At 67.5% G+C, this 21,878-nt stretch carries 21 protein-coding genes; 5 read left to right on the top strand and 16 right to left on the bottom strand.

The window, feature by feature from the left end; genetic code table 11:
• Positions 1-63: 63 nt before the first annotated feature.
• A complete protein-coding gene (locus OP498_RS01135) occupies positions 64-999 on the bottom strand; it encodes a histone deacetylase family protein (protein ID WP_280545825.1) in 936 nt (311 codons plus the stop codon).
• A gap of 110 nt (positions 1,000-1,109) precedes the next feature.
• Here OP498_RS01135 and OP498_RS01130 point away from each other — a divergent pair, with 110 nt between their 5' ends.
• Complete coding sequence (locus tag OP498_RS01130) at positions 1,110-3,857, top strand: bifunctional acetate--CoA ligase family protein/GNAT family N-acetyltransferase (protein WP_280545827.1); 2,748 nt, start codon at positions 1,110-1,112, stop codon at positions 3,855-3,857.
• Positions 3,858-3,925: 68 nt separating this feature from the next.
• Here the strand turns inward: OP498_RS01130 and pdxH are convergent, their stop codons facing one another.
• The 6 genes from pdxH to OP498_RS01100 form a co-directional block, all read right to left on the bottom strand.
• On the bottom strand, positions 3,926-4,567 hold the full coding sequence (pdxH, locus tag OP498_RS01125) for a pyridoxamine 5'-phosphate oxidase (RefSeq protein WP_280545828.1): 642 nt from the start codon (positions 4,565-4,567) through the stop codon (positions 3,926-3,928).
• 93 nt (positions 4,568-4,660) lie between these two features.
• Complete coding sequence (locus OP498_RS01120; protein ID WP_280545829.1) at positions 4,661-5,008, bottom strand: AzlD domain-containing protein; 348 nt, start codon at positions 5,006-5,008, stop codon at positions 4,661-4,663.
• Entirely contained in the window at positions 5,005-5,706 is a 702-nt protein-coding gene (locus OP498_RS01115) for an AzlC family ABC transporter permease (protein WP_280545830.1), read from the bottom strand. The genes OP498_RS01120 and OP498_RS01115 overlap by 4 nt, the downstream gene beginning before the upstream one ends.
• A 22-nt stretch (positions 5,707-5,728) precedes the next feature.
• Positions 5,729-6,121 (bottom strand): DUF2069 domain-containing protein, encoded by a 393-nt coding sequence (locus OP498_RS01110; RefSeq protein ID WP_280545832.1) that lies wholly within the window; start codon positions 6,119-6,121, stop codon positions 5,729-5,731.
• Positions 6,118-6,741 carry an NAD(P)H:quinone oxidoreductase gene (wrbA, locus tag OP498_RS01105; protein ID WP_280545834.1) on the bottom strand — a complete coding sequence of 208 codons (624 nt, stop codon included), beginning with the start codon at positions 6,739-6,741 and terminating at the stop codon, positions 6,118-6,120. Before wrbA ends, OP498_RS01110 begins: the two co-directional genes overlap by 4 nt.
• Positions 6,742-6,944: 203 nt before the next feature.
• Positions 6,945-7,361, bottom strand: a complete 417-nt coding sequence (locus OP498_RS01100) for a gamma-glutamylcyclotransferase family protein (RefSeq protein ID WP_280545835.1) — start codon at positions 7,359-7,361, stop codon at positions 6,945-6,947.
• Between the two features lie 117 nt (positions 7,362-7,478).
• Here OP498_RS01100 and smrA point away from each other — a divergent pair, with 117 nt between their 5' ends.
• Positions 7,479-8,072, top strand: coding sequence for a DNA endonuclease SmrA (gene smrA, locus OP498_RS01095; RefSeq protein WP_280545837.1), 594 nt, complete (start codon positions 7,479-7,481; stop codon positions 8,070-8,072).
• Positions 8,073-8,137: 65 nt separating this feature from the next.
• On the opposite strand, the gene OP498_RS01090 is transcribed toward smrA, so the two are convergent.
• From OP498_RS01090 to metH, 4 genes are all read right to left on the bottom strand, one after another.
• Positions 8,138-8,668 (bottom strand): DUF934 domain-containing protein, encoded by a 531-nt coding sequence (locus OP498_RS01090; RefSeq protein WP_280545839.1) that lies wholly within the window; start codon positions 8,666-8,668, stop codon positions 8,138-8,140.
• Positions 8,661-10,313 carry a nitrite/sulfite reductase gene (locus OP498_RS01085; protein ID WP_280545841.1) on the bottom strand — a complete coding sequence of 551 codons (1,653 nt, stop codon included), beginning with the start codon at positions 10,311-10,313 and terminating at the stop codon, positions 8,661-8,663. The genes OP498_RS01090 and OP498_RS01085 overlap by 8 nt, the downstream gene beginning before the upstream one ends.
• A 116-nt stretch (positions 10,314-10,429) precedes the next feature.
• Positions 10,430-11,758: an MATE family efflux transporter gene (locus OP498_RS01080; protein ID WP_280545843.1), complete on the bottom strand. Its 1,329-nt coding sequence runs from the start codon at positions 11,756-11,758 to the stop codon at positions 10,430-10,432.
• Positions 11,759-11,810: 52 nt separating this feature from the next.
• Positions 11,811-15,542: a methionine synthase gene (gene metH / locus OP498_RS01075; RefSeq protein ID WP_280545844.1), complete on the bottom strand. Its 3,732-nt coding sequence runs from the start codon at positions 15,540-15,542 to the stop codon at positions 11,811-11,813.
• Positions 15,543-15,846: 304 nt separating this feature from the next.
• Between metH and nfuA the strand changes: the two genes are divergently transcribed.
• Positions 15,847-16,437 (top strand): Fe-S biogenesis protein NfuA, encoded by a 591-nt coding sequence (nfuA, locus tag OP498_RS01070; RefSeq protein ID WP_280545845.1) that lies wholly within the window; start codon positions 15,847-15,849, stop codon positions 16,435-16,437.
• Between the two features lie 133 nt (positions 16,438-16,570).
• Here the strand turns inward: nfuA and OP498_RS01065 are convergent, their stop codons facing one another.
• Entirely contained in the window at positions 16,571-17,605 is a 1,035-nt protein-coding gene (locus tag OP498_RS01065; protein ID WP_280551679.1) for a DNA-binding protein, read from the bottom strand.
• A gap of 215 nt (positions 17,606-17,820) precedes the next feature.
• Between OP498_RS01065 and OP498_RS01060 the strand changes: the two genes are divergently transcribed.
• A complete protein-coding gene (locus tag OP498_RS01060) occupies positions 17,821-19,047 on the top strand; it encodes a site-specific integrase (RefSeq protein ID WP_280545847.1) in 1,227 nt (408 codons plus the stop codon).
• Between the two features lie 27 nt (positions 19,048-19,074).
• Positions 19,075-19,503 (top strand): SufE family protein, encoded by a 429-nt coding sequence (locus tag OP498_RS01055; RefSeq protein ID WP_280545848.1) that lies wholly within the window; start codon positions 19,075-19,077, stop codon positions 19,501-19,503.
• On the opposite strand, the gene yidD is transcribed toward OP498_RS01055, so the two are convergent.
• From yidD to OP498_RS01035, 4 genes are all read right to left on the bottom strand, one after another.
• Positions 19,504-19,791, bottom strand: a complete 288-nt coding sequence (yidD, locus tag OP498_RS01050) for a membrane protein insertion efficiency factor YidD (protein WP_280546023.1) — start codon at positions 19,789-19,791, stop codon at positions 19,504-19,506.
• 69 nt (positions 19,792-19,860) lie between these two features.
• Positions 19,861-20,301 (bottom strand): phosphoribosyl-AMP cyclohydrolase, encoded by a 441-nt coding sequence (gene hisI, locus OP498_RS01045; RefSeq protein ID WP_280545849.1) that lies wholly within the window; start codon positions 20,299-20,301, stop codon positions 19,861-19,863.
• The gene (locus tag OP498_RS01040; protein WP_280545851.1) at positions 20,298-20,771 is read right to left on the bottom strand and encodes a transcriptional repressor; all 474 of its coding nucleotides are present in this window, start codon (positions 20,769-20,771) and stop codon (positions 20,298-20,300) included. The genes hisI and OP498_RS01040 overlap by 4 nt, the downstream gene beginning before the upstream one ends.
• Before the next feature lie 142 nt (positions 20,772-20,913).
• Positions 20,914-21,876, bottom strand: coding sequence for an alpha-L-glutamate ligase-like protein (locus tag OP498_RS01035; protein ID WP_280545852.1), 963 nt, complete (start codon positions 21,874-21,876; stop codon positions 20,914-20,916).
• Positions 21,877-21,878: the final 2 nt, after the last annotated feature.

The raw sequence follows: 21,878 nt of genomic DNA, 5'->3' as shown, positions 1-21,878 counted from the left end.
GACGGGAGAGCGGGGTAACCGGTGGCAAGCTCACCCGTTTCCCGGCATCGAGAAACAATCGGGTCAATTGCCGAAGGGCAGCCCGAGCAGGGCCTTGAGGTGTGCCTCGGCACAACGCCCCAGGGAGTCCAGGTCATAGCCGCCTTCCAATACCGACACCAGGCGGCCATCGGCATAGAGCGCGGCGATCTCCAGCGACATGTGGGTGATCCAGTGGTAGTCCTCGTCCTCCAGGCAGAGCTCTGCCAGGGGGTCATCACGGTGAGCGTCGAAGCCCGCCGAGACGAGCACGATCTCCGGCTTGAAGGCATGCAGGGCAGGGAGCCAGTCGTCCTCGATCGCCTGGCGGAAGGCCGCGCTGTCGGTGCCGGCGGGCAAGGGCGTATTGACCACGTTGTGCCATTCGCTGCGCAGGTAGCGCCAGGGGTAGAATGGAAACTGGAAGCTGGTGCAGACCAGCACCTCGGGATCATCCTTGAAGATATCGATGGTGCCGTTGCACTGGTGGACGTCGAAGTCGAGGATGGCGATCCGGCGAGCCCCGTACTTGGCCCTGGCATGGGCCGCGCCCACCGCCACGTTATTGTAGAAGCAGAAGCCCATGGCGTCGCTGGCCTCGGCATGGTGCCCCGGGGGGCGCACCGCGCAGAAGACGTTGTCGGCCTGGTGTCGGAATACCTGGTCAACGCCACGCACTACCGCCCCCGCTGCCACCCGTGCCGCCTTGAGGCTGTCCGGGTTCATCATGGTGTCACTGTCGAGGGTGACGATGCCGTGCTGCGGCACGCACTTGTCCAGGGCCCGCAGGTGGCGAAGGGGGTGGACCCGGGCCAGCTGCTCCTCGGTGGCCTCTCGCGCGTCGGACTGCATGGTCTGCTGCAGCACGCCAGACAGCATCAACCTCGCCCGGATGGCATCCAGGCGCAGCGGGCTTTCGGGATGTTCGGGGCCCATGTGGTGCAAGTGGCAGTCGGGGTGAGTAATGTAAGCGGTGATCATGCACTGGCTCCGAAATGACTGAGGTCACCTTAATCGTGACGCCCGCTTGCGGGCCAGTGTCAATAAGTCTTACACAATGAAGGGCAACGACCCTTCAGGGAGGATCCTGCTTGAGCACCCGCTTCCTGCGCCACTTCTTCGAGCCTGGCACCATCGCGGTGATCGGGGCGTCCGAGAAGCCCCACTCCATGGGCGGCCAGGTGATCCGCAACCTCCGGGAAGGCGGCTTTGCCGGCAGCGTCTGGGCGGTCAACCCCAAGGGCTACGACGCGGTCTTCGCGATGCCCTGTGTCAGCCGGGTCTCGCAACTGCCCCAGGTGCCGGACCTGGCGGTGATCTGCTCGCCGGTGGAGACGGTACCGGGCCTGATCGACACGCTCGGGCGCTTCGGCGTCAAGGCCGCGCTGGTGCTGTCCGGTGGTGCCCATCTCGACGAGGAGCGTGACGACAAGGGCTCGCTGCGTAGCCGCATGCTCGGCGCCGCCAGGGCATCGGGCATCCGCGTTCTCGGGCCCGAGTGCATGGGGCTGATCGTCCCGGGACGCAAGCTCAACGCCTCCTATGCCAGCCAGCCGGTGAAGGCCGGTCGCGTGGCCTATCTCGGCCAGTCGGGAATGCTCGGCAATGCCATGATCGACTGGGCCGCCGGCCGCGGCATCGGCTTCTCCCACCTGCTCACGGTGGGGGATAGCGTCGACGTCCTGCTGCCCGACCTGATGGACTACATCAACCAGTTTTCGCCCGCCCAGGCGATCCTGCTTCACCTCGAGCGCATCATGGATGCCCAGCATTTCATGACCGCGCTGCGCGATGCCTCGCGCAATCGCCTGGTGCTGGCCATCAAGAGCGGCCGCACCGCGGAATCCGATATTTCCGGCCTGCCGCCGACGCCCGGTGTCGCCAATCGTGACCAGGTCTTCGATGCGGCCTTCGCCCGGGCGGGGGTCGTGAGGGTCGATGATTCCGACGAGCTGTTCGATGCCCTGGAGACACTCTCGCGCATGAAGCCCCTGAAAGGGGACCGCCTGGCCATCGTGTCCAATGGCCTGGGGCCGGCGATGCTGGCCATCGACAAACTGATCAACGCCGGGGGCAAGCTGGCACACTTCAGCGAGGCGACCCGCGAGGCCCTGCGCCGCGACGGCTTCGACATGAGCAAGCCCGGCGAGAACCCGGTGGACCTGGGCGGCAATGCCACGCCGGAGCGACTCGTGGAGGCCTTGGAGATCGTGGCGGCCGACCCGGGGGCGGATGCCGTGCTGGTCGTCCATGCCCCGACCCGCCAGGCCCCGTCGAAGGTGACCGCCCAGGCGATCATCGCCGCACGCAAGCGCTTCCGGCGCAACCTCTTGACCAGCTGGATGGGCCTGGAGGAGGCCCTCTCGGCGCGCCACGAGTGCAACCTGGCCGGCATTCCCACCTACATCTCCCCGGAGAAGGCGGTGAAGGCCTTCATGCACATGGTCGATTATCAGCGGGTGCAGGCACTGCTCCAGGAAATCCCGCCGAGCCTGCCCTTCGCCACCACCCCGGAGATCCGCCGGCACTGCCGGTCGCTGATCGAGGAGGCCCGCGAGGCGGGGCGCGAATGCCTGACGCACTCCGAGACGGCCCGAGTGCTGGAGGCCTACGGGCTCCCGGTGGCGCCGAGCCGCTACCCCCAGACCGCCGCGGAGGCCGCCGAGGCGGCGGCTGACTTCGAGGGGCCCATGGCCCTCAAGGTGATCCACGAGGGCAACTGCCGCCCCTTCCGCTACCGCCAGCATCCGCACAAGATCTCCGCCGGCCTGATCCAGGACCTGGCGAGCCCGGAACAGGTCGCCGAGGCCGTGGGCCGTCTGGGCGACAAAGTGAAGGAGAAGTTTCCGGACATCGCGGTCCGCGAGTACTGCCTGCAAGCCATGCAGCGTGGCAAGCACTCCATGCAGCTGTGCGCCGGCATCACCCGTGATCCGGTCTTCGGCCCGGTGATCGTGTTCGGTATCGGCGGCTACAAGGTCAATATCCTGGCCGACCGCCAGGTGGCGCTGCCACCGCTCAACATGAGCCTAGCCGCGGACGTGGTAGGGCGCACCCATGCCGCACGACTGATCCGCGAACACTCCAGCTATCCCGAACGCGACCTGGAACGGCTCTGCGAGCTGCTGGTGAAGTTGTCACAGATGGCCAGCGACCTGCCGCAGCTGCGCGGCCTGGAGCTCAATCCGCTGCTGCTCAACCGCGATGGGGTGGTGGCGGTGGATTTCGCCATGGACCTCGGCACCCCCGCGCGTTTCGCGATCATGCCCTATCCCGAGGAGCTTCGCGAGTGGGTAACGCTCAACAACGGCTGGCGGGTCGAGGTTCGCCCGATCCGCGCCGAGGATGCGCCGCTGATCACCCGTTTCCACGAGCAGCTCTCCGAGGAGAGTATCCGTTTCCGCTACTTCCACAACAAGGCCGACCTGACCCAGCGGGATCTGTCGAATCTCTCGCACATCAACTACGACCGGCAGATGGCCTTCATCGCCGAGCACCTCCGCGATGACGGCAGCAAGGAGATGCTCGGGGTGGCCCGCGTATGGAACGACCCGGATAACATTCGCACGGAATTTTCAGTCATCATCCGCGATGACCTCCAGGGACTGGGCATCGGCAGCCTGCTGATGAAGAAGATGATCAGCTACTGCAGGAGCGTGGGGACCCTGGAGATGATCGGCAAGATCATGGTCGACAACCACCCGATGCGGGCGCTGATGAAACACCTGGGCTTCAAGCTGCGCTACAACATGGAGGAGCAGGTGGTCGATGCGGTACTGCGGCTCAACGAGCCGGAGAGCGACTGGCAGCGGCATCGCCTGGAGAGCCTGCCGGACTGAGCCAGCCGTCGGAAGGACGACGGTCCCGCAACTCGGCGGGGCCGTCCGTCGAGGGCTAGTGCTCGCGATCAGGGCGCCAGGCGGAAGCGGTGCCAGCTGCCATCGCGCCGCTCGTAGCGGATGCGGTCGTGCAGCCGGCTCGGCTGGCCCTGCCAGAACTCGATCATGTCAGGAACGACCCGGTAGCCGCCCCAGTGGATGGGCCGGGGGATATCCTGTCCCTCGTAGGCGCGCTCGAAGCGCTGTTCGCGCTCTGCGAGCCAGGTGCGATCCGGGATCACCACGCTCTGAGTGGCCACCCAGGCGCCCAGCTGGTTGCCGCGCGGGCGGGTGGCGAAGTAGGCATCCGACTCCTCGGGGGCGACCTGCTCCACACGCCCCTCGACCCGCACCTGGCGGGAGAGCGACGGCCACCAGAAGACCAGGGCCGCATGAGGCACGTTGGTCAGTTCACTGCCCTTGTGGCTGTGGTAGTTGGTGTAGAAGACCAACCCCTTGTCGTCGATGCCCTTGAGCAGCAGGATGCGGGCATGAGGGCGGCCCTGGCTGTCCGCGGTGGCCAGGGTCATGGCATTGCCGTCGTCCCCCTCGGCCTCCAGCGCCAGGGTCAGCCACTCGTCGAACAGCGCCATGGGCTCGTCGGGGGTGGCGGATTCGTCGAGTTGGCCGCCTTCATAGTCGCGCCGGATGTCGGCAATCTTGCGTGTCATGACCTTCTCCTCGGATTTTGTGCCATGGTCGCCGCTCGCCGTGTCGAGCTCAATACCCCGGGCAGGGCGGGCGGTAGATATTCTCGGCTAAGCTTATGGTGCCCAGCCCAGTTGCACCATCGCCATGTAGGCGCCGGTACCGCCGATGATCGACAGCAGGGCGTTGCGCTGCCACAGGTGCAGGCCCACCACCGCCAGGGAGGCGAGAATCATCGGCCAGCCGTCGGCCGCGGCATTAAGGTGGCCGTCGGCCAGTGGTTGAAAGTCGCGCAGGGCGTAAAGCACCAGGATCATCATCACCGCCGGCGGCAGGTAGCGACCCAGGTGGAGGATCAGCGGGTGCTCTGCCTGGCGCGCCAGCGCCACGAAGGGCACCACTCGGGTGGCGAGAGTCGCCGCGGCACAGACCATGATGAAACCCAGCAGTTCGAGGCCGTTCATGGGCAACCTCCGGGCTGCCGGTTGTGTCGATGGCGGTAGTCGGCCAACAGCACCAGGCTGGCCGCTCCGATGGCCCCAAGCAGCAGATGGCGATCCGGCAACAGCAGCATGGCCCCGAAGCCGGTGGCCAGGGCGATGGTGAAGGGCAGCCACTGGCGTAGCCGCCGCGCCTGCTCCAGAGTCAGGACGATGAACAGCGCCGTGAGGGCGAACTCGATACCACGGCTGTCGAACGCCAGGGTCGTGCCGACCAGCACCCCCGCCATCGAGCCCAGCACCCACCAGAGCTGGTTGAGCAGGCTGACGCGAAAGGCCTGGGCATGGTCCAGACCGGCATCACTGGCGTGGGTGGTGAGCAGCGAGTAGGTCTCGTCGGTAAGGGCGAAGACCAGGTAGGGCTTGCGCCAGCCGGCGCCCTGGAAGCGGCGCAGCAGGGAGAGCCCATAGAAGAGGTGGCGGGAGTTCAGCATCAGGGTGGCCACGGCCACCTCCACCAGGCCGGCGCCGGCGGCCAGCAACGTGACCGCCAGGAACTGCCCGGCCCCGGCATAGATGAGCAGCGACATCAGCAGCGCTCCCCAGGCCGGGATGCCCACCTCGATGGCGAGGATGCCGAAGGCCGCCCCCAGCGGCAGGTAGCCGAACATCACGGGCAGGGTGGTGACACCCGCCTCCCGCCAGGCGTGAGAGTGACGCAACGTCGACCTCCTTGTCGTAACATTAGTCGGCACGCTGTTGCCGGCTGCGAAAGCGAGCATAGGCCGTGCAGCCGACGAACAGAGCCAGGGCGACCAGGGCCTCGGCACTGCCGCGAAGTCCCTGGCCGGGGAGGGTGGCCACCATCACCCCCTGGGTGAAGTAGAGCAGGCTGACAAAGGCCAGCCAAGCATGGCCGCGGGGGCGGCGCGTGAGGATCGAGGGCAGGAAGAGCACCAGCGGCAACACGAAGGCCACCAGGGGCACCAGGGGGTTGCCGTCGGTAGTGACGATCACGCCACGATAGATCATCAGCACCAGCAGCAGTCCGTAGCTGCCGAGTACCAGCCGTCGCGAGCCATCGGTCAGCCGGTCGAGTCCCTTGCGGGCTTCCAGTCCTTCCAGCCACTGTCTCATGAGACCTCCCGGCGCGAGGCCTCGAGGGCCAGGGTCAGCCGTGCCAGACGCTTGCCCTGGGCGAAGACCAGGTGGCGCTCATGCTCATCCAGCGGCCGGTCGCTGCGCTTGCCGGCGAGGTGACTCGCCCCGTAGGGCGTGCCGCCGGTGGTGGTCTCCATCAGCTCGATCTCGCTGTAGGGCAGGCCGGCATAGACCATGCCATGGTGCAGCAGCGGTAACAGCATCGAGACCAGCGTGGTCTCCTGGCCACCATGCAGGCTGGAGGTCGAGGTGAAGGCGGTGGCCGGCTTGTCGATCAGGGCCCCGCCGAGCCATAGCTCGCTGGTGCCGTCGATGAAGTACTTGAGAGGGGCGGCCATGTTGCCGAAGCGGGTCGGGCTGCCGATGGCCAGGCCCGCGCAGTGGCGCAGGTCATCGAGGCTGGCATAGACGGCGCCCGCCTCGGGAATCTCGGGGTCGACGGCCTCGCAGCTGGCCGAGACCGGTGGCACGGTCCGCAGGCGGGCCTCGATGCCCGGGCAGGACTCGACGCCGGCAGCCAGGTGCTCGGCCATGGCGCGGGTGGCGCCATGACGTGAGTAGAAGAGGATCAGCACATAGGGGCGGTGTTCGGTCATGGGGGTTCCTGAGGGACTGAGGAGGCAGGGCCGCGAGCGGATGGAAATCAGTCGAGAAGAGAAGTGAAGGGGCTCATTGTAGGCTGCGGCCGAATCTCGCCACAACCGGGCGAACATATCGAACAGCGAGATCTCGCTTTCCATGCCACCTCCTTGAGCCGAAACGATTTCCGAGGGTCGGGGGGGGCGACGGGTGCAGCCGCCTAATCGCGTCGTCGATAGGCCCAGACGCGGCGGCCATCCGCCAGCGTCACCCGGACGCGATCATAGCGAATGCCAAGTCTCTCGTAGCGATCCAGGCGGGCCAGCTCTCTGGCATCGACGGTCAGCACCAGGCCTTCCACCTGCCCCCGAGGGGCCTCCTGCAGATCGAGGTCGACGCGTCGGTAGCCCTCCAGCACGGCGGGCTCGGGGTCGCCGACTCGGCCGTAGACCAGCCAGCGGACCGGTGCATGGGTCAGGGTGCCATAGACGAAGACCCGGTGGGGGCCTTGCTGGATGGGGGACAACTGGTCGGGGCGATCGTAGGTCCAGGGGCTGAGCAGGGAGAGCCATAGCCAGCCGGCCATCGCCAGCGGAGTACCGAGGGCCAGGGCTCCCAGCCACTTGAGGGGTCGCATGGGGCATCCTTGTCATGGGGCAAGGGGTCATCCTGCCATGATCGGGCTGTCGACTTAAGCCGCCGGGGCGGCTCTGCTAGGATGGGATCTCCCCATGACGTCCAGGAGGAGGTGCCCATGAGCCAGGCGAATCGCGACGACGTGGATTTCCGGGCACTGATGGAGGATGTGCGGCCCTTGAACCACGCCATCAACCGGGCCGATCCCGGGCGAACACGTGGCGAGCCCAACGAGGCCCAGCGGGCTCGGCGCGAGAGTGCCGCGGCCGAGGCGGCGGGCCGCGACTTCCTCTCCGATGACTTCGTCGACCTTGTGCCGCCCTTCGACCCCCTGGCCTTCCACCGGGACGGCATCCAGCAGGCGGTGGTCGACCGCCTGCGCCACGGCGGCTACCCGGTGCAGGCCAGCCTGCACCTGCTGCGTCGGCCGCTGGAGGAGTGTCGGCGCCTGCTGCCGCCCTTCATCCGCGAGGCCTACGCCCACGACCTGCGCTCGGTGTTGATCGTCCATGGCCGCGGGCGCGAGATCGACAGCCCGCCCAACGTGCTGCGTTCCTACTTGGCGAAGTGGCTCGGCGCCTTCGACGAGGTCCAGGCCTACGTCTCGGCGGGCCAGGCAGACGGCGGCTTGAGCGCGACCTGGGTGATGCTGCGCAAGAGCGAGCGGGCGAGGTCCGCGAACCGGGAGCGGCAGCAGAAGCGGCGGGGCTGAGGTCCTCGGGAAAACGACGCTGCCGGCCCGAGGGCCGGCAGCGTGCTCCGCACGGGCAGGGGGCGTCAGGCCAGCGCGGGTTGCGCGCGTTGCTGCCCGAGTTCGCGCAGGCGACGACGGAACAGCGGCTCGGGGTCGTCGGTGCCCGGCTGGTAGCCGCGACTGAAGGTATCCAGGGCGCGCAGGGCATCCTCGACGACCTGGTCCTCGCGCAGCGAGAAGGCATCGAAGCCGCAGCGGGACATGTAGAACAGCTGGTCGATCAGCACGTCGCCCAGGGCGCGGATCTGGCCCCGGTAGCCATGCCGCTCGCGCAGCAGCCGGGCGATGCTGTAGCCCCGCCCATCGGTGAACTTCGGGAAGTCGATGCCGACCAGCGGGGCCGCCATCAGCTCGTCGGCCAGCGCCGGCGTGAGCTCGGTGTCGCTGGGCAGCCAGGGGGCCAGGTCCTCGCGCCGGCCGGCGGCCTGCCACACCGCCAGGGGGACCAGGGCGGGGCCCTGCGCCGGGGCGGTCTCCCCGTCGTGGCGGATCCAGTGGTCCTCGACCAGGCGGCGCTTGACGATCAGCGGGCGGGTGACGGTCTGCTCAGGCATAGACACGCTCCTTGAAGGGTTTGAGGCCGATGCGGCGATAGGTATCGAGGAAGGTCTCGTCGGGCTGGCGGCTGCCGACATAGACCTGCAGCAGCTTGTCGATCACCTCCGGCACGTCCTCGCGGAAGAACGAGGGCCCCAGGATCTTGCCCAGGGAGGTGCCGTTGCCCTGACTACCGCCCAGCGAGATCTGGTAGTACTCCTCGCCCTTCTTGTCGACGCCGAGGATGCCGATGTGGCCGACATGATGGTGGCCGCAGGCGTTCATGCAGCCGGAGATGTTGAGCTCCAGGGGTCCCAGGTCGTAGAGGAAGTCGAGATCCTCGAAGCGCTCCTGGATGGCATGGGCGACCGGGATCGACTTGGCATTGGCCAGGCCGCAGTAGTCGCCGCCGGGGCAGCAGATCAGGTCGGCCAGGGTGCCCACCGTGGGGTTGGCCATGCCCAGGGCCTCCAGCCGCTGCCAGAGTTCCTCCAGGCGGTCCACCGGCACGTCGGTGAGCACCAGGTTCTGCTCGTGGGTGACCCGCAGCTCGCCGTGGCCGAACTCGTCGGCCAGGTCGGCGATGGCCACCATCTGCTCCGAGGTGACGTCCCCGGGCGAGTGCTCGCGACGCTTGAGCGACAGGGTCACGGCCTTGTAGCCGGACACCTTGTGGTCACTAACGTTGTTGGTGACGAAGCGGGCGAAGGCGCGGTTCTCGCCGCGCAGCCCCTCGAAGGCCGCAATGGCCTCGGCCGGCACTTCACGGCGCGGCGGCTCGACGAAGTGTGCCGCCACGGACTCGACGGCGCCGGTGGTCAGGGTCTGGGGGCCATCCTTGAGGTGGGCCCACTCCTCCTCGACGCGGCGACGGAACTCGTCGACGCCGAGTGCCTTGACCAGGATCTTGATGCGCGCCTTGAACTTGTTATCGCGGCGACCGAACTGGTTGTAGACCCGGACCAGGGCCTCCAGGTAGGTCAGCAGGTGCTGCCAGGGCAGGTCATCGCGAACCACCTCGCCGATCATCGGCGTGCGGCCCAGCCCGCCGCCGGCCAGCACCCTGACGCGCACCTCGCCATCGTGATCGCGCCACAGGCGCAGGCCCACGTCGTGGACCTGGATGGCGGCGCGGTCCTCGACGGCGCCGGTCACGGCGATCTTGAACTTGCGTGGCAGATAGGCGAACTCGGGGTGAAAGGTCGACCACTGGCGGATCAGCTCGCACCAGGGGCGCGGGTCGACCTCCTCGTCGGCCGCCACGCCGGAGAACTGGTCGGTGGTGGTGTTGCGGATGTCGTTACCGCTGGTCTGGATGGCGTGCATCTGCACGCTGGCAAGATCGGCGAGGATATCCGGTACGTCCTCGAGCTTCGGCCAGTTCAGCTGCAGGTTGGTGCGGGTGGTGAAGTGGCCATAGCCGCGATCGTAGCGGGCGGCGATCTCGCCCAGCTTGCGCAGCTGATAGGACGCCAGCATGCCGTAGGGAATGGCGATGCGCAGCATGGGGGCATAGCGCTGGATGTAGAGGCCGTTCTGCACGCGCAGCGGCAGGAACTCCTCCTCGCTGATCCGGCCCGCGAGATAGCGGCGCATCTGGTCGCGGAACTGGGCGACGCGTTCATCGACCAGGGTCTGGTCGTGGGTGTCGTAACGATACATTCAGCGCATTCCTGATGCTGGGAAGTGGCGGACTATGGCGCTACCTTACCGCCTGTCTTTTATTCTAGAAAAGAATAAATGTTTATAGTTTATATGCAAAATGGAATGACGGCGGCTCAGATGACCAGCACCTGCCAGCGCCGCCGTTGCCAGATCAGCATGAAGCCGGCCGAGTTCAGGACGCGATAGCCAAGCTGCACCCACCAGATGCCGACCAGCCCCTGGTCATGCACCACCCCGACCCACCAGGCCAGCGGCAGGAAGAGCAGCCACTGCAGGGTGAGGGTGGTCGCCATCACCGTGCGGTGGGCACCGGCGCCGAGCAGGGCCTGGGCGAACACCAGTGCCGCGGCATCCAGCACGATCATCGCGGCGGTCAGGCGCAGGGGCAACGTGCCCATGGTGACGAGTTCGGGGTCATGCAGGAAGAGGCCCAGTACCGCTTCGGGAAACAGTCCCATCGGCAGGGCCAGCACCGCCAGGCAGGGCCAGGCGAGCCGCACCACGTCCCATCCCCAGCGATGGGCCTCACCATGGGCATGGCGGCCCAGCGCCTGGCCCACCAGGCTCATCGCCGCCATGCCGAGCCCCACGCCGGGCAGGATCAGCAGCAGCGAGAGGTTGACCAGCACGTGGCCGACGGCAACGCTGGCGGTCCCGATCTGACCCAGGATCCAGAACAGCACGGCATAGCCGGCGGCAAACCAGACCTGCTGGAAGGAGTGGGGCGTGGCCAGGCGCAGGGTGGTGGCAAGGGTAGGCCGCCGGGGCAGGCCGGCCAGGAAGCCGCTGGCGGTGGCGTGGCGCAGGCTGAGCCCGGCCCAGATGGCGAGCCCCACGAAGAGCGACAGCGTAGTGCCAGCCCCGGCGCCGGCCGCGCCCATGGCCGGCAGGCCGAGATGCCCGAAGATCAGGACGATGCTCGCCACCACGTTGATGGCATGCATCACCAGGATGATGCGCAGGTAGAGGCCGGTCTGCTGGATGCCGTTCCAGTAGCCACGGAAGCAGAAGATCATCGCCACCGGGAGCAGCGAGACGACCCGCCAGCGAAAGTATTCCACCGCCTCGACAGTGACCGCCGGGTCCTGGTTGATCAGCGCCAGCAGGCGCGGCGCCTGCCACAGGCAGAGCAGGGTCAGGGGCAGGGCCAGCGTCAGGGCGATCGCCAGGCCGGCGTTGAGCGCCATGGCACACCGCGCCCAGTCCTGTTCGCCGTGGCGACGCGCCGTCTGCGCCTGGACGCCGGAGGAGAGCCCGAAGACCACGGCGGTGATCAGGAACATGGCGTAGCCGCCGATGCCCACGCCGGCCAGCGGCACTTCGCCGAGCGAGCCCACCAGGGCCGCATCGATCAGGTTGAGCAGGCTCTGGGTGAGCATGCCGGCGATGATCGGCAGGGCGAGGCGCTGGATCGTCTGGCGTCGGGTGGACTCGGGCAGCATCCGTGTTCCGGGTAGGTGAGGGCAGGCGGCCCGCCGCAGCGGACCAGATGGGTCAGGCCGGGTCGTAGGAGAGCACCGGCGCGAGCCAGCGCTCGAGCGCCTCGACGGTCATGCCCTTGCGGCTGGCCAGCGCCTCGACCTGGTCCCGGGTGATCTTGCCGGTGGAAAAGTACTTCGAGCGGGGGTGCGAGAAGTACCAGCCGGCCACCGCGGCGGCGGGCCACATGGCGAAGTTCTCGGTGAGGTCGATACCGGCGTTGTCGGTGGCCTGGAGCAGGCGGAACAGGGTCGCCTTCTCGGTGTGGTCGGGACAGGCCGGGTAGCCCGGTGCCGGGCGGATGCCCTGGTACTTCTCGGCGATCAGGGCGTCGTTGCCCAGGGTCTCGTCCGGCACGTAGCCCCAGAACTCCTTGCGCACCCGCTCGTGCAGGCGCTCGGCGAACGCCTCGGCCAGGCGGTCGGTGAGCGACTGGACCAGGATGGCGTTGTAGTCGTCGCCGGTGGCCTTGTACTGCTCGGCCAGGGCCTCCACGCCATGCCCGGTGGTGACGGCGAAGCCGCCGATCCAGTCGGGCGTGCCGCTCGGTTCTCCGTTGGCGTCATAGCGAGGCGCGATGAAGTCGGCCAGGCTGTGGCAAACACCGTCGCGGTTCTTGGTGGTCTGCTGGCGGATGTGGTGAAGTCGCTCGATCACCGCGCTGCGCGACTCGTCGGCATAGACCTCGATGACGTCGTCGTCGACGCTGTTGGCCGGCCACAGGCCGATCACGCCACGGGCCTGGATGCGCTTCTCGTCGATCAACTTGCGCAGCATCGTCCGGGCATCGGCGAACAGCTGGCGGGCCGCCTCGCCGACCTTGGCATCGTCGAGGATCTTCGGATACTTGCCGGCCAGCTGCCAGCTCATGAAAAAGGGGGTCCAGTCGATGCGCTCCACCAGCTCCTCGATGTCATAGTCGTCGAACACCTTGAGCCCGGTGATGGCAGGTCGCGGTGGCGAGTAGCCGTCCCAGTCCATGGCCGGCTTGCGCTGGCGGGCCTCGGCGTAGGAGAGATCGGCCGCCTTGGGGCGACGCTTGGCGTTGCGTTCCCGCACCGTCTGGTACTCGGCGTGGATCTCGTCGATGTAGGCCGGCTTCAGAGTCGGCGAGAGCAGCTTGCCGGCCACGCCCACGGCGCGCGAGGCATCGGTGACGTAGATCACCGGATGCTCATAGCCGGGCTCGATCTTCACCGCGGTGTGGGCCTTGGAGGTGGTGGCGCCGCCGATCAGCAGCGGCAGGGTGAAGCCCTGCCGCTGCATCTCCTTGGCCACATGGACCATCTCGTCCAGCGACGGGGTGATCAGGCCGGAGAGGCCAATGATGTCGGCGTTCTCGTCGCGGGCGGTCTGCAGGATCTTCTCGGCGGGCACCATCACCCCGAGGTCGATGACCTCGTAGTTGTTGCACTGGAGCACGACGCCGACGATGTTCTTGCCGATGTCGTGGACGTCGCCCTTGACCGTGGCCATGACGATCTTGCCCTTGGCCTGCTGACCTTCTGTAGAGAGCTCGCTCTTTTCCGCCTCGATGTAGGGCAACAAATAGGCCACCGCCTGCTTCATGACCCGGGCCGACTTGACCACCTGGGGCAGGAACATCTTGCCGGCGCCGAACAGGTCACCGACCACGTTCATGCCGTCCATCAGCGGCCCCTCGATCACCTCGATGGGCCGCTCGGCCCGCTGCCGGGCGAGCTCGGTGTCTTCCTCGATGTAGGCGGTGATTCCCTTGACCAGGGAGTGGGCGATGCGCTTCTCGACCTCCCAGGAGCGCCACTCCAGGTCCTCCTTCCTGGCCGGGCCGCTGCCATCGCCCTGGTACTTGTCGGCCAGTTCCAGCAGCCGTTCCGTGGAATCGGCGCGGCGATTGAGCACCACATCTTCTACGGCCTCGCGCAATTCCGCCGGCAGATCGTCGTAGACGGCCAGTTGGCCGGCGTTGACGATGCCCATGGTCAGGCCCGCGCGGATGGCGTGGTAGAGGAAGGCCGAGTGGATGGCCTCGCGCACCGGGTTATTGCCACGGAAGGAGAACGACACGTTGGACACGCCACCGGAGACCAGGGCATGGGGCAGGTGCTCACGGATCCAGCGGGTGGCCTCGATGAAGTCAACGGCGTAGTTGTTGTGCTCCTCGATGCCGGTGCCGATGGCGAAGATGTTGGGGTCGAAGATGATGTCTTCCGGCGGGAAGTCCAGCTCGTCGACCAGGATCCGATAGGCACGCTGGCAGATCTCGGTCTTGCGGGCGAAGGTATCGGCCTGACCCTGTTCATCGAAGGCCATGACGATGATGGCGGCGCCGTACCGCCGACAGGCGGTGGCCTGCTCCCGGAAGGCGTCCTCGCCCTCCTTCATCGAGATGGAGTTGACGATGGACTTGCCCTGGACGCACTTGAGCCCCGCCTCGATGATCGCCCACTTGGAGGAGTCGATCATGATCGGCACCCGGGAGATGTCGGGCTCCCCGGCGATCAGGTTGAGGAAGCGCACCATGGCCTCCTCGGACTCGAGCATCCCCTCGTCCATGTTGATGTCGATGATCTGGGCGCCGTTCTCCACTTGCTCCAGGGCCACTTCCAGCGCGGTGGTGAAGTCCTCCTCGACGATCAGCCGCTTGAAGCGCGCCGAGCCGGTGACATTGGTACGCTCGCCGACGTTGACGAACAGCGCATCGGCCTCGATGTTGAAGGGCTCGAGCCCGGAGAGGCGGCAGGCGCGCGCCCGCTCGGGCACCCGGCGCGGCGCCAGCCCCTGGATGGCGGCGTGGATCGCCGCGATGTGCTCGGGGGTGGAGCCACAGCAGCCGCCGATGATGTTGACCAGGCCACTCTGGGCGAACTCGGCGACGATCGCCGCCATCTCCTCCGTGGTCTGGTCGTACTCGCCAAACTCGTTGGGCAGGCCGGCGTTGGGGTGGGCCGAGACGAAGGTGTCGGCCTTGGTGGCGAGCTCCTCGACATAGGGCCGCAGCTCCGCCGCCCCCAGGGCGCAGTTGAGCCCGACGGAGAGCGGGCGGGCATGGCGTACCGAGTTCCAGAAGGCCTCGGTGGTCTGGCCCGACAGGGTGCGTCCCGAGGCGTCGGTGATGGTCCCGGAGATCATCACCGGCAGCCGTTCGCCGCGTGCCTCGAACAGCTCCTCCAGGGCATAGATCGCCGCCTTGGCATTGAGGGTGTCGAAGATGGTCTCGATCAGGATGAGGTCGGCGCCGCCCCCGATCAGCGCCTCGGCAGCCTCGTAGTAGTTCTCGCGCAGGGCGTCGAAGGTGACATTGCGCTTGGACGGGTCGTTGACGTCCGGCGACAGGGAAGCCGTACGCGAGGTGGGCCCCAGCACGCCGGCCACGTAGCGCGGCACGCCGGTCTCCTCGGCGACGGCGTCACAGACTGCACGGGCCAGACGCGCCGATTCCCGATTAAGCTCGGGCACCAGGTCTTCCATGCCGTAGTCGGACTGGGAGAGACGCGTGCTGTTGAAGGTGTTGGTCTCGACGATGTCGGCGCCGGCCTCCAGGTACTGACGGTGGATGCGCGTCACCAGGTCGGGACAGGTCAGGGCCAGCAGGTCATTGTTGCCCTTGAGGTCGCTCGACCAGTCGGTGAAGCGTTCACCACGAAATTCCTGCTCGGAAAGCCCGGCATTCTGCAGCATGGTGCCCATGCCACCATCGAGCATCAGGATGCGTCGCGCGAGGCTGTCATGGAGCGTGGCGGTCAGGGTGGTAGGAGCGGCGGCCATGGGTCGAATCAATCTCCAGCGTGGGGCAAGGGTCGAGCCGGCAGCGGGGCGCCTGGGGCGTCTTGTCGAAGGTAGGCGCTGCGGGCCAGGGGCGGTCCTGCCGGACTCCGGGACATCGGCAGGCCGCCGGGAAAGGCGCTCATCTTAGCAAACGCCACGGCGCTGCGGCAGGGGGCAGGCTAAAACCCAGCAATTCAGTCGGGATTGTGTCAGCCGCGCGGGTCGCTTACCATTGAGGGCAGCACACTTTCTGTACCTGTCGCGACGCCACCCCGGCGCGACATGTCACGATAGCGAGAGCACCATGAGCGACAGCATCCAGATCACCGACAGCGCCCAGGACTACCTTGCCGAACTGCTCGAGAAGCAGAGCGTCGAGGGCATTGCAGTCCGCATCTTCATTACCCAGCCGGGCACCCCCTACGCCGAGACCTGCCTGGCCTACTGCCGGCCCGGCGAAGAAGAGCCCAGCGATCAGCTGCTAGAGCTCGAGAAGATCCGTGTCTACCTGGACAAGAACAGCCTGGCCTTCCTTGAGGAGGCCGTGGTCGACTTCAACGCCGATCGCATGGGCGGGCAGTTGACCATCAAGGCGCCCAACGCCAAGATGCCCAAGGTCAATGCCGACAGCCCACTCGAGGATCGCGTCAACTACATCCTCTATAGCGAGATCAACCCGGGACTGGCCTCCCACGGTGGCGAGATCAAACTGGTCGAACTCACCGATGACCAGTTCGCGGTGCTGGCCTTCGGCGGCGGCTGCCAGGGCTGCGCCGCGGTGGACCTCACCCTCAAGGACGGCGTGGAGAGGACCCTGCTGGAGCGCATCCCGGAGCTCGCCGGGATCCGCGACGTGACCGACCATACGGACACCACAAACGCCTACTACCGCTAGGCCGCTCGGACTCCCATCCGGGAGCACAATTCATGGCGCGATTGCTGGCCTAGGCGCCCGCTTTCAGGAAGCCTTCGGCCTCCATCGCGATCTGAAGATCGCTCCCACGAAACTCGTTGTCCTTTTTACCCTTTCATCTTGCCCCCGAAGGCCCCGCATCCGCGGGGCCTTCGTCGTTCTCGGGCACCTCCTCGCGATTCCGGGCAGGCACCGGCGCCTGCCAGAGGCAGCGATGGAGCTGGGTCTCCAGGTCGCGCAAGCGACGCACCTGCTCCTCCAGCAGCTGCTTCTGCTCGTCGATGCGCGCCTGCATCAGGGCCTGCTCATGCTGCAGGGTCCGGGTTCGCTCCTCGGCCTGGAGGCGCGCCCACTCGGTCTCGCGGTGACGCTTCTCTTCCTCGGCCAGGGCGCCGCGTGCCTCCTGCGCGACCTGCTGAGCCCGCTCCAGTCGCGCCTCGAGCTGCTGCAGCCTCTGAGCATGGCGTTTCTCGGCGGTCTGTCGCTCCTGGCGCGCCTCGTCGAGCAGCCCCATCAGCCGCGCCTCGCTGCTCTCGTGACGCTTTTCCTCCCGGGCCAGGCGCTCCTGGTGGTGCGCGGCCTGCTCGCTGAGGGCCTGCTGCTGCTCGCGTGCCTGCCGCTCGTGCTCCTGCTGCAGGCTCGCCAGCTGCGCCTCCAGGCGAGTCTGCCGGGTGGCGAGCTTCGCCTCGCGCTCCGCCAGGACATCGCGCTCTGACTCGCGGCGCGCCAGTTCGCCGCTCTGCTCCTCGAGGCGCTGCTCGGTTCGCGCCAGGTGGGCGGCCAGCGCCGACTCCCGCTGTTCGGCGTCCTCGGCCCGGCGCAGGGCCTCGCCGGCTTCCTCCCGCGCCGTCTCCACCCGGCCCTCTGCCTCCTGCCGGTAGTGGGCGAGGGCCTCGTTGGCGGACACCTGGGCCTTCGCCCACAGCGATTCGGCGAGTTCCTGCAGGGCCTCGGGCATGCCCCGCGGCGGGGGCAGGTCGCGGTTCTCCTCCCGCCGTGTCCGCCACTCCCGCAGGTGCTCGCTGATGGTCGTGAAGCTGCCGGTGCCCAGCACCTCGCGCACCTTGTGCACGCTGGGCGCCTCTCCCTTCTCCAGCAGGGCATCGATGGCCCGCTGAACATCCTCGTAACGCACGCCGCTGCGCGCCATGGTCGTGTCCTCGTGGTTGTCTGCCGGGGCTGCCCCTGGGCTTTCGTGGGCAGTGTACCCGCGGGCGGTTCGATATTGAAGGTAATTACGTTTTATGTTCGATGTAATTTTATTTACGGTATGCAGAAGAAAATCAAGATTACGCGGCTTATCTTGATTTTCATGCCTGGAAGGCCGGATACTGAGCGGCAAGGCGCAAGGCGCAAGGAGCGGATATGGACAGTGAGACGTGGCCGGCAGCGCCCGGCGAGAGGCGCGAGGCGACATCGACGGCGCTCGAGCGACTCGCGCTGTCGCCCGGTGAGACGGGAGAGCGGCAAGGCCTGCACATCACCGCCGGCAGCGATGCCGAAGCCGTGGCGCAGTGGCTCGACGAATACCGGGCCAGCCCCCGGACCCTGCGTGCCTATCGCCGCGAGGCGCAGCGCCTGCTGCTGTGGCTGGCAGAGCAGGGCAGGGGGCTCGATGCGCTGCGCCGGGAAGACCTGGACCTCTTCGAGGCCTTCCTGGCCGATCCGCGACCCGCCGAGCGCTGGATCGGGCCGGTGCGCCCGCGTCGCGACCCGCGCTGGCGTCCCTTCCGCGGACCGCTGTCGCCCGCCAGCCGCCGCCAGAGCCTGGTGATCCTGCAGGGCATGTTCGCCTGGCTGGTGGAGGCGGGCTGGGTCCGCCACAATCCCTTCCGCCTAATGCGCGACAAGCGCCGGCGCCTGGACAACCGCCAGGGGAGCATCGAGCGCTACCTGGAGCGCCCCCTGTGGGACTGGCTATGGGACTGGCTCAACCGGCCGGCGGAGGAGGACGCCTCGCCCCGGCGGCATTACGAGCTGACCCGGCTGCGGCTGGTGTTCGGCTTTGCCTACCTGCTGGCCCCACGGATCGGCGAGATGAGCGCGGCGCGCATGAACGACTTCCAGCGCCGCGAGGGGCGCTGGTGGTGGAACGTAGTGGGGAAGGGCGACAAGGTGGCGCGTATCCCGGTGCCGCCGGACATGATGGAACTGCTGGGTGCGTGGCGCCGGTCGCTGGGCCTGGTGGGAAAACCATCGCCGGATGACGCCTCACCTCTGCTGCGGGCCCTGGACGGCCGGCGGGGGCTGGGCGACAACCGCCTCTATCGGCTGGTCCGTGATGGCTTCCGGGAGGCGGCCGAGGCGCTCGAGCGGGAGGCGGGCGAGGCGGCGCAGGGTGAGGTGCTGCGCCTGCGTCGGGCGACACCGCACTGGCTGCGTCATACGGCCCTGACCCATCAGGCCCAGGCCGGGGTGGAACTGCGCTATCTGGCCGCGACGGCTCGCCACTCGCGTCTCGACACCACGGTGCGCTACCTGCATGCCGAGGACGAGGAGTGGCATCGCCAGCAGGCGCGGCACGGACTGGGGGTCGGACGGGCGAGGGCAGCACACACCGATGATCGAGATGACGGCCGTGAGCCGTTATAATGGCACACGCCTTTTCCAGGAGAGACCATGACTGCCGAGACCACCGCCGAACAGGCCCAGCAGGAGCTTCTCGACGAGTTCGAGATGTTCGACAACTGGATGGATCGCTACCAGTACCTCATCGACATGGGCAAGCAGCTGCCGGCCTTTCCCGAGGAGTGGAAGGTCGACGAGCTGAAGATCCAGGGCTGCCAGTCCAATGTGTGGATGCACCACCGCCGCGACGGCGAGACCCTGCACTTCGATGCGGTCTCCGATGCCGCTATCGTCTCCGGGCTGATCGCCGTGCTGATGCGCATCTACAACGACCGTCACCCGGCGGATATCCGCACCACCAGCCCCCACTTCATGAAGGACCTGGGGCTCGACAAGCACCTCTCGCCGACCCGCAGCAACGGCCTCAACGCCATGCTGGAGCGGATCTACCGCGTGGCCGAGGCGGAAGCGGCCGCCTGATCAGCGGCCGCCTGGCGGCCGGTCGTCCGTCCGGCAGCGGAACTGCTCGTCAAGCTCCGGATCCTCCCGACAGAGCCGCTCGCTGGGTCCGCCCGGGACCGGGTCGATGCCGCCCTCGCAGCCCGGATGACAGCGGGCGATTCGCCGCACCGCCAGGATCCCGCCCTTGAACGGGCCATGCACCCGCAGCGCCTCCACCGTATAGCTCGAGCAGCTTGGCCAGTAGCGGCAGCGCGGGCCCAGCAGGGGGCTCAGCGTGAACTGGTAGAGCCTCACCGCAGCGATCATCAGCCAGCCGAGGGCCCGGCCCAGCCAGCGCAGCAGGCGATGGATCCCGGCGACCAGGCAGGGCACGTCTCAGCCCTTGCCGTAGAGAGCGTCGGGGTCGATCAAGGGGTCACTGGCGATGCGTGCCTCGTCACCCTCCAGCGCCACGTAGAAGCAGCTGAGCCTGCCGCTGTGACAGGCAGGCCCCGTCTGCGCCACCTGCAGCAGCAGGGTGTCGCCGTCGCAGTCCAGCGCCGCGCCCTTCAGGTGCTGCTGCTGGCCGGAGCTCTCGCCCTTGCGCCACAGCTTGCCCCGCGAGCGCGACCAGTAGCAGACCCGGCCGGTACGCAGGGTCTCCTCCAGGGCCTCGCGGTTCATCCAGGCCATCATCAGCACCTCGCCACTGTCGTGCTGCTGGGCGATAGCCGGGATCAGGCCGTCGGCGTTGAAGCGGATGGCGTCGAGGATCCCGGCCAGGGGGAAGCGGCTGTCGCCGGCGGCCCGCTCGAGGGCCTTGAAGGTGTCGCTCATGAAATCTCCGCAGGGGCGGCGGGGTGCTCGGTTGCCTGTCGGCAGGCGTCACACTGGCCCAGCAGCTCGATGGTCTGGCGCTGGACCGCGAAGCCCAGCTCCCTGGCGCGACGCGCCAGGTGGTCGTTGATCTCGTCCAGGTGCAGCTCCTCGACCCGGCCACAGAGGCGGCAGATCAGCAGCTGGAAGCCGTGGGCATGCTCGGGGCAGGGGCAGGCCACATAGGCATTGAGGGACTCGATGCGATGCACCAGGCCCTGGTCGATGAGAAACTCCAGGGCGCGATACACGGTAGGCGGCCGTGCCGCCGCGTGTTCCGCCGCCAGACGGTCGAGCAGGTCATAGGCCTTCAGGCTGCCGGGGGCAGCGGCGATCATCTCCAGCACCCGTCGACGGATCGGCGTGAAGCGCGCGCCGCGCTGCTGGCACTGCCGTTCGGCCTGTCGGATCATGTCGCGGGGATCGGTCATGGCACCCGGGGCGATGGCGGGGAGGATGCAACATTCTACGCGCCGGGCCGGCGAGGGGCCAGCCGTCCGCACTGTGGGGCGCCGGGGGCAAGCCGCCGGATCAGCCCAAGCAATTCTGCAATCTGCAATACCCTCACGCCTTTCAGGCCGTCTCGCGCAGCTCGCTGGAGCGGGCGAAATGATGCTGGGAGAAGGCAACCCTTTCCTCGGGCGCGACCCCCTCGGACTGGCGTTCGATCAGGTCGAGCCGGGAGCGCAGCCCCTCGCCGTTGGCCATCTGGATCGCCAGCCCCGGACGGGCGTTGAGTTCCAGCAGCATGGGACCATGGTCCCGGTCGAGCACCATGTCGGTGCCGAGATACCCGAGCCCGGTCATCTCGAAACAGCCGGCGGCCAGCCGCAGCAGGGTGCCCCAGTCGCTGATCTGCAGACTGGCGAGCTCGTGCCCGGTGTCGGGGTGGTCGTGGCGGGTGCGGTCGAACTGCACCCCGCGGATCGCGGTGCCGCTGGCGATGTCGATGCCCACGCCCACGGCCCCCTGGTGCAGGTTGGCCTTGCCGTCCGAGGCGGCAGTGGAGAGGCGCATCATCGCCATCACCGGGTAGCCCTTGAAGACGATGACCCGGATGTCCGGCACCCCCTCGTAGGTATACTCGGAGAAAGATGCGTCGAAGTTGATCAGTGCCTCGATCAGGGCCACGTCAGGCGACCCCCCCAGGGAATAGAGCCCGGAGAGGATATTGGAGACATGGCGCTCGACGTCGCCGAGGGTCAGCTGGGCGCCGCTAGGCTTAATGTAGCGATCGCCTTCGATCCGCTCGATGACCAGGATGCCCTTGCCACCGCTGCCCTTGGCCGGCTTGATCACGAACCCGTGGTGGCCGACGAGCATGGGACCGATATGCTTGACGCCGAACTGGGTGGTCACGGTGCCGATCAACGCCGGTGTGGTGATGCCGTACTCCTGGGCCAGCAGCTTGGTCTTGAGCTTGTCGTCCACCAGCGGGTAGAGCCGACGGTTGTTGTAGCGGCCGATGTAGCGGATGTTGCGCCGGTTCATGCCAATGATTCCCTTGGCATGCAGGCGGGCAGGGGTCGTCCACATGG

The sequence above is a fragment of the Halomonas sp. 25-S5 genome, from assembly GCF_029889845.1.
In the GTDB taxonomy this organism is placed as follows: domain Bacteria; phylum Pseudomonadota; class Gammaproteobacteria; order Pseudomonadales; family Halomonadaceae; genus Halomonas.
This window is presented reverse-complemented; position numbering and strand designations above follow the sequence as displayed.

Excerpts from the sequence above, each read along its gene's own strand:
- smrA (WP_280545837.1), top strand. The coding sequence starts at position 7,479 with ATGAGCCAGGCGAATCGCGACGACGTGGATTTCCGGGCACTGATGGAG.
- OP498_RS01110 (WP_280545832.1), bottom strand. The coding sequence starts at position 6,121 with ATGAGACAGTGGCTGGAAGGACTGGAAGCCCGCAAGGGACTCGACCGG.
- OP498_RS01040 (WP_280545851.1), bottom strand. The coding sequence starts at position 20,771 with ATGACCGATCCCCGCGACATGATCCGACAGGCCGAACGGCAGTGCCAG.
- pdxH (WP_280545828.1), bottom strand. The coding sequence starts at position 4,567 with ATGACACGCAAGATTGCCGACATCCGGCGCGACTATGAAGGCGGCCAA.
- metH (WP_280545844.1), bottom strand. The coding sequence starts at position 15,542 with ATGGCCGCCGCTCCTACCACCCTGACCGCCACGCTCCATGACAGCCTC.
- OP498_RS01060 (WP_280545847.1), top strand. The coding sequence starts at position 17,821 with ATGGACAGTGAGACGTGGCCGGCAGCGCCCGGCGAGAGGCGCGAGGCG.
- hisI (WP_280545849.1), bottom strand. The coding sequence starts at position 20,301 with ATGAGCGACACCTTCAAGGCCCTCGAGCGGGCCGCCGGCGACAGCCGC.
- nfuA (WP_280545845.1), top strand. The coding sequence starts at position 15,847 with ATGAGCGACAGCATCCAGATCACCGACAGCGCCCAGGACTACCTTGCC.
- OP498_RS01080 (WP_280545843.1), bottom strand. The coding sequence starts at position 11,758 with ATGCTGCCCGAGTCCACCCGACGCCAGACGATCCAGCGCCTCGCCCTG.
- OP498_RS01035 (WP_280545852.1), bottom strand. The coding sequence starts at position 21,876 with ATGTGGACGACCCCTGCCCGCCTGCATGCCAAGGGAATCATTGGCATG.
- OP498_RS01065 (WP_280551679.1), bottom strand. The coding sequence starts at position 17,605 with ATGGCGCGCAGCGGCGTGCGTTACGAGGATGTTCAGCGGGCCATCGAT.
- OP498_RS01120 (WP_280545829.1), bottom strand. The coding sequence starts at position 5,008 with ATGAACGGCCTCGAACTGCTGGGTTTCATCATGGTCTGTGCCGCGGCG.
- wrbA (WP_280545834.1), bottom strand. The coding sequence starts at position 6,741 with ATGACCGAACACCGCCCCTATGTGCTGATCCTCTTCTACTCACGTCAT.
- OP498_RS01135 (WP_280545825.1), bottom strand. The coding sequence starts at position 999 with ATGATCACCGCTTACATTACTCACCCCGACTGCCACTTGCACCACATG.
- OP498_RS01085 (WP_280545841.1), bottom strand. The coding sequence starts at position 10,313 with ATGTATCGTTACGACACCCACGACCAGACCCTGGTCGATGAACGCGTC.
- yidD (WP_280546023.1), bottom strand. The coding sequence starts at position 19,791 with ATGATCGCTGCGGTGAGGCTCTACCAGTTCACGCTGAGCCCCCTGCTG.
- OP498_RS01055 (WP_280545848.1), top strand. The coding sequence starts at position 19,075 with ATGACTGCCGAGACCACCGCCGAACAGGCCCAGCAGGAGCTTCTCGAC.
- OP498_RS01100 (WP_280545835.1), bottom strand. The coding sequence starts at position 7,361 with ATGCGACCCCTCAAGTGGCTGGGAGCCCTGGCCCTCGGTACTCCGCTG.
- OP498_RS01090 (WP_280545839.1), bottom strand. The coding sequence starts at position 8,668 with ATGCCTGAGCAGACCGTCACCCGCCCGCTGATCGTCAAGCGCCGCCTG.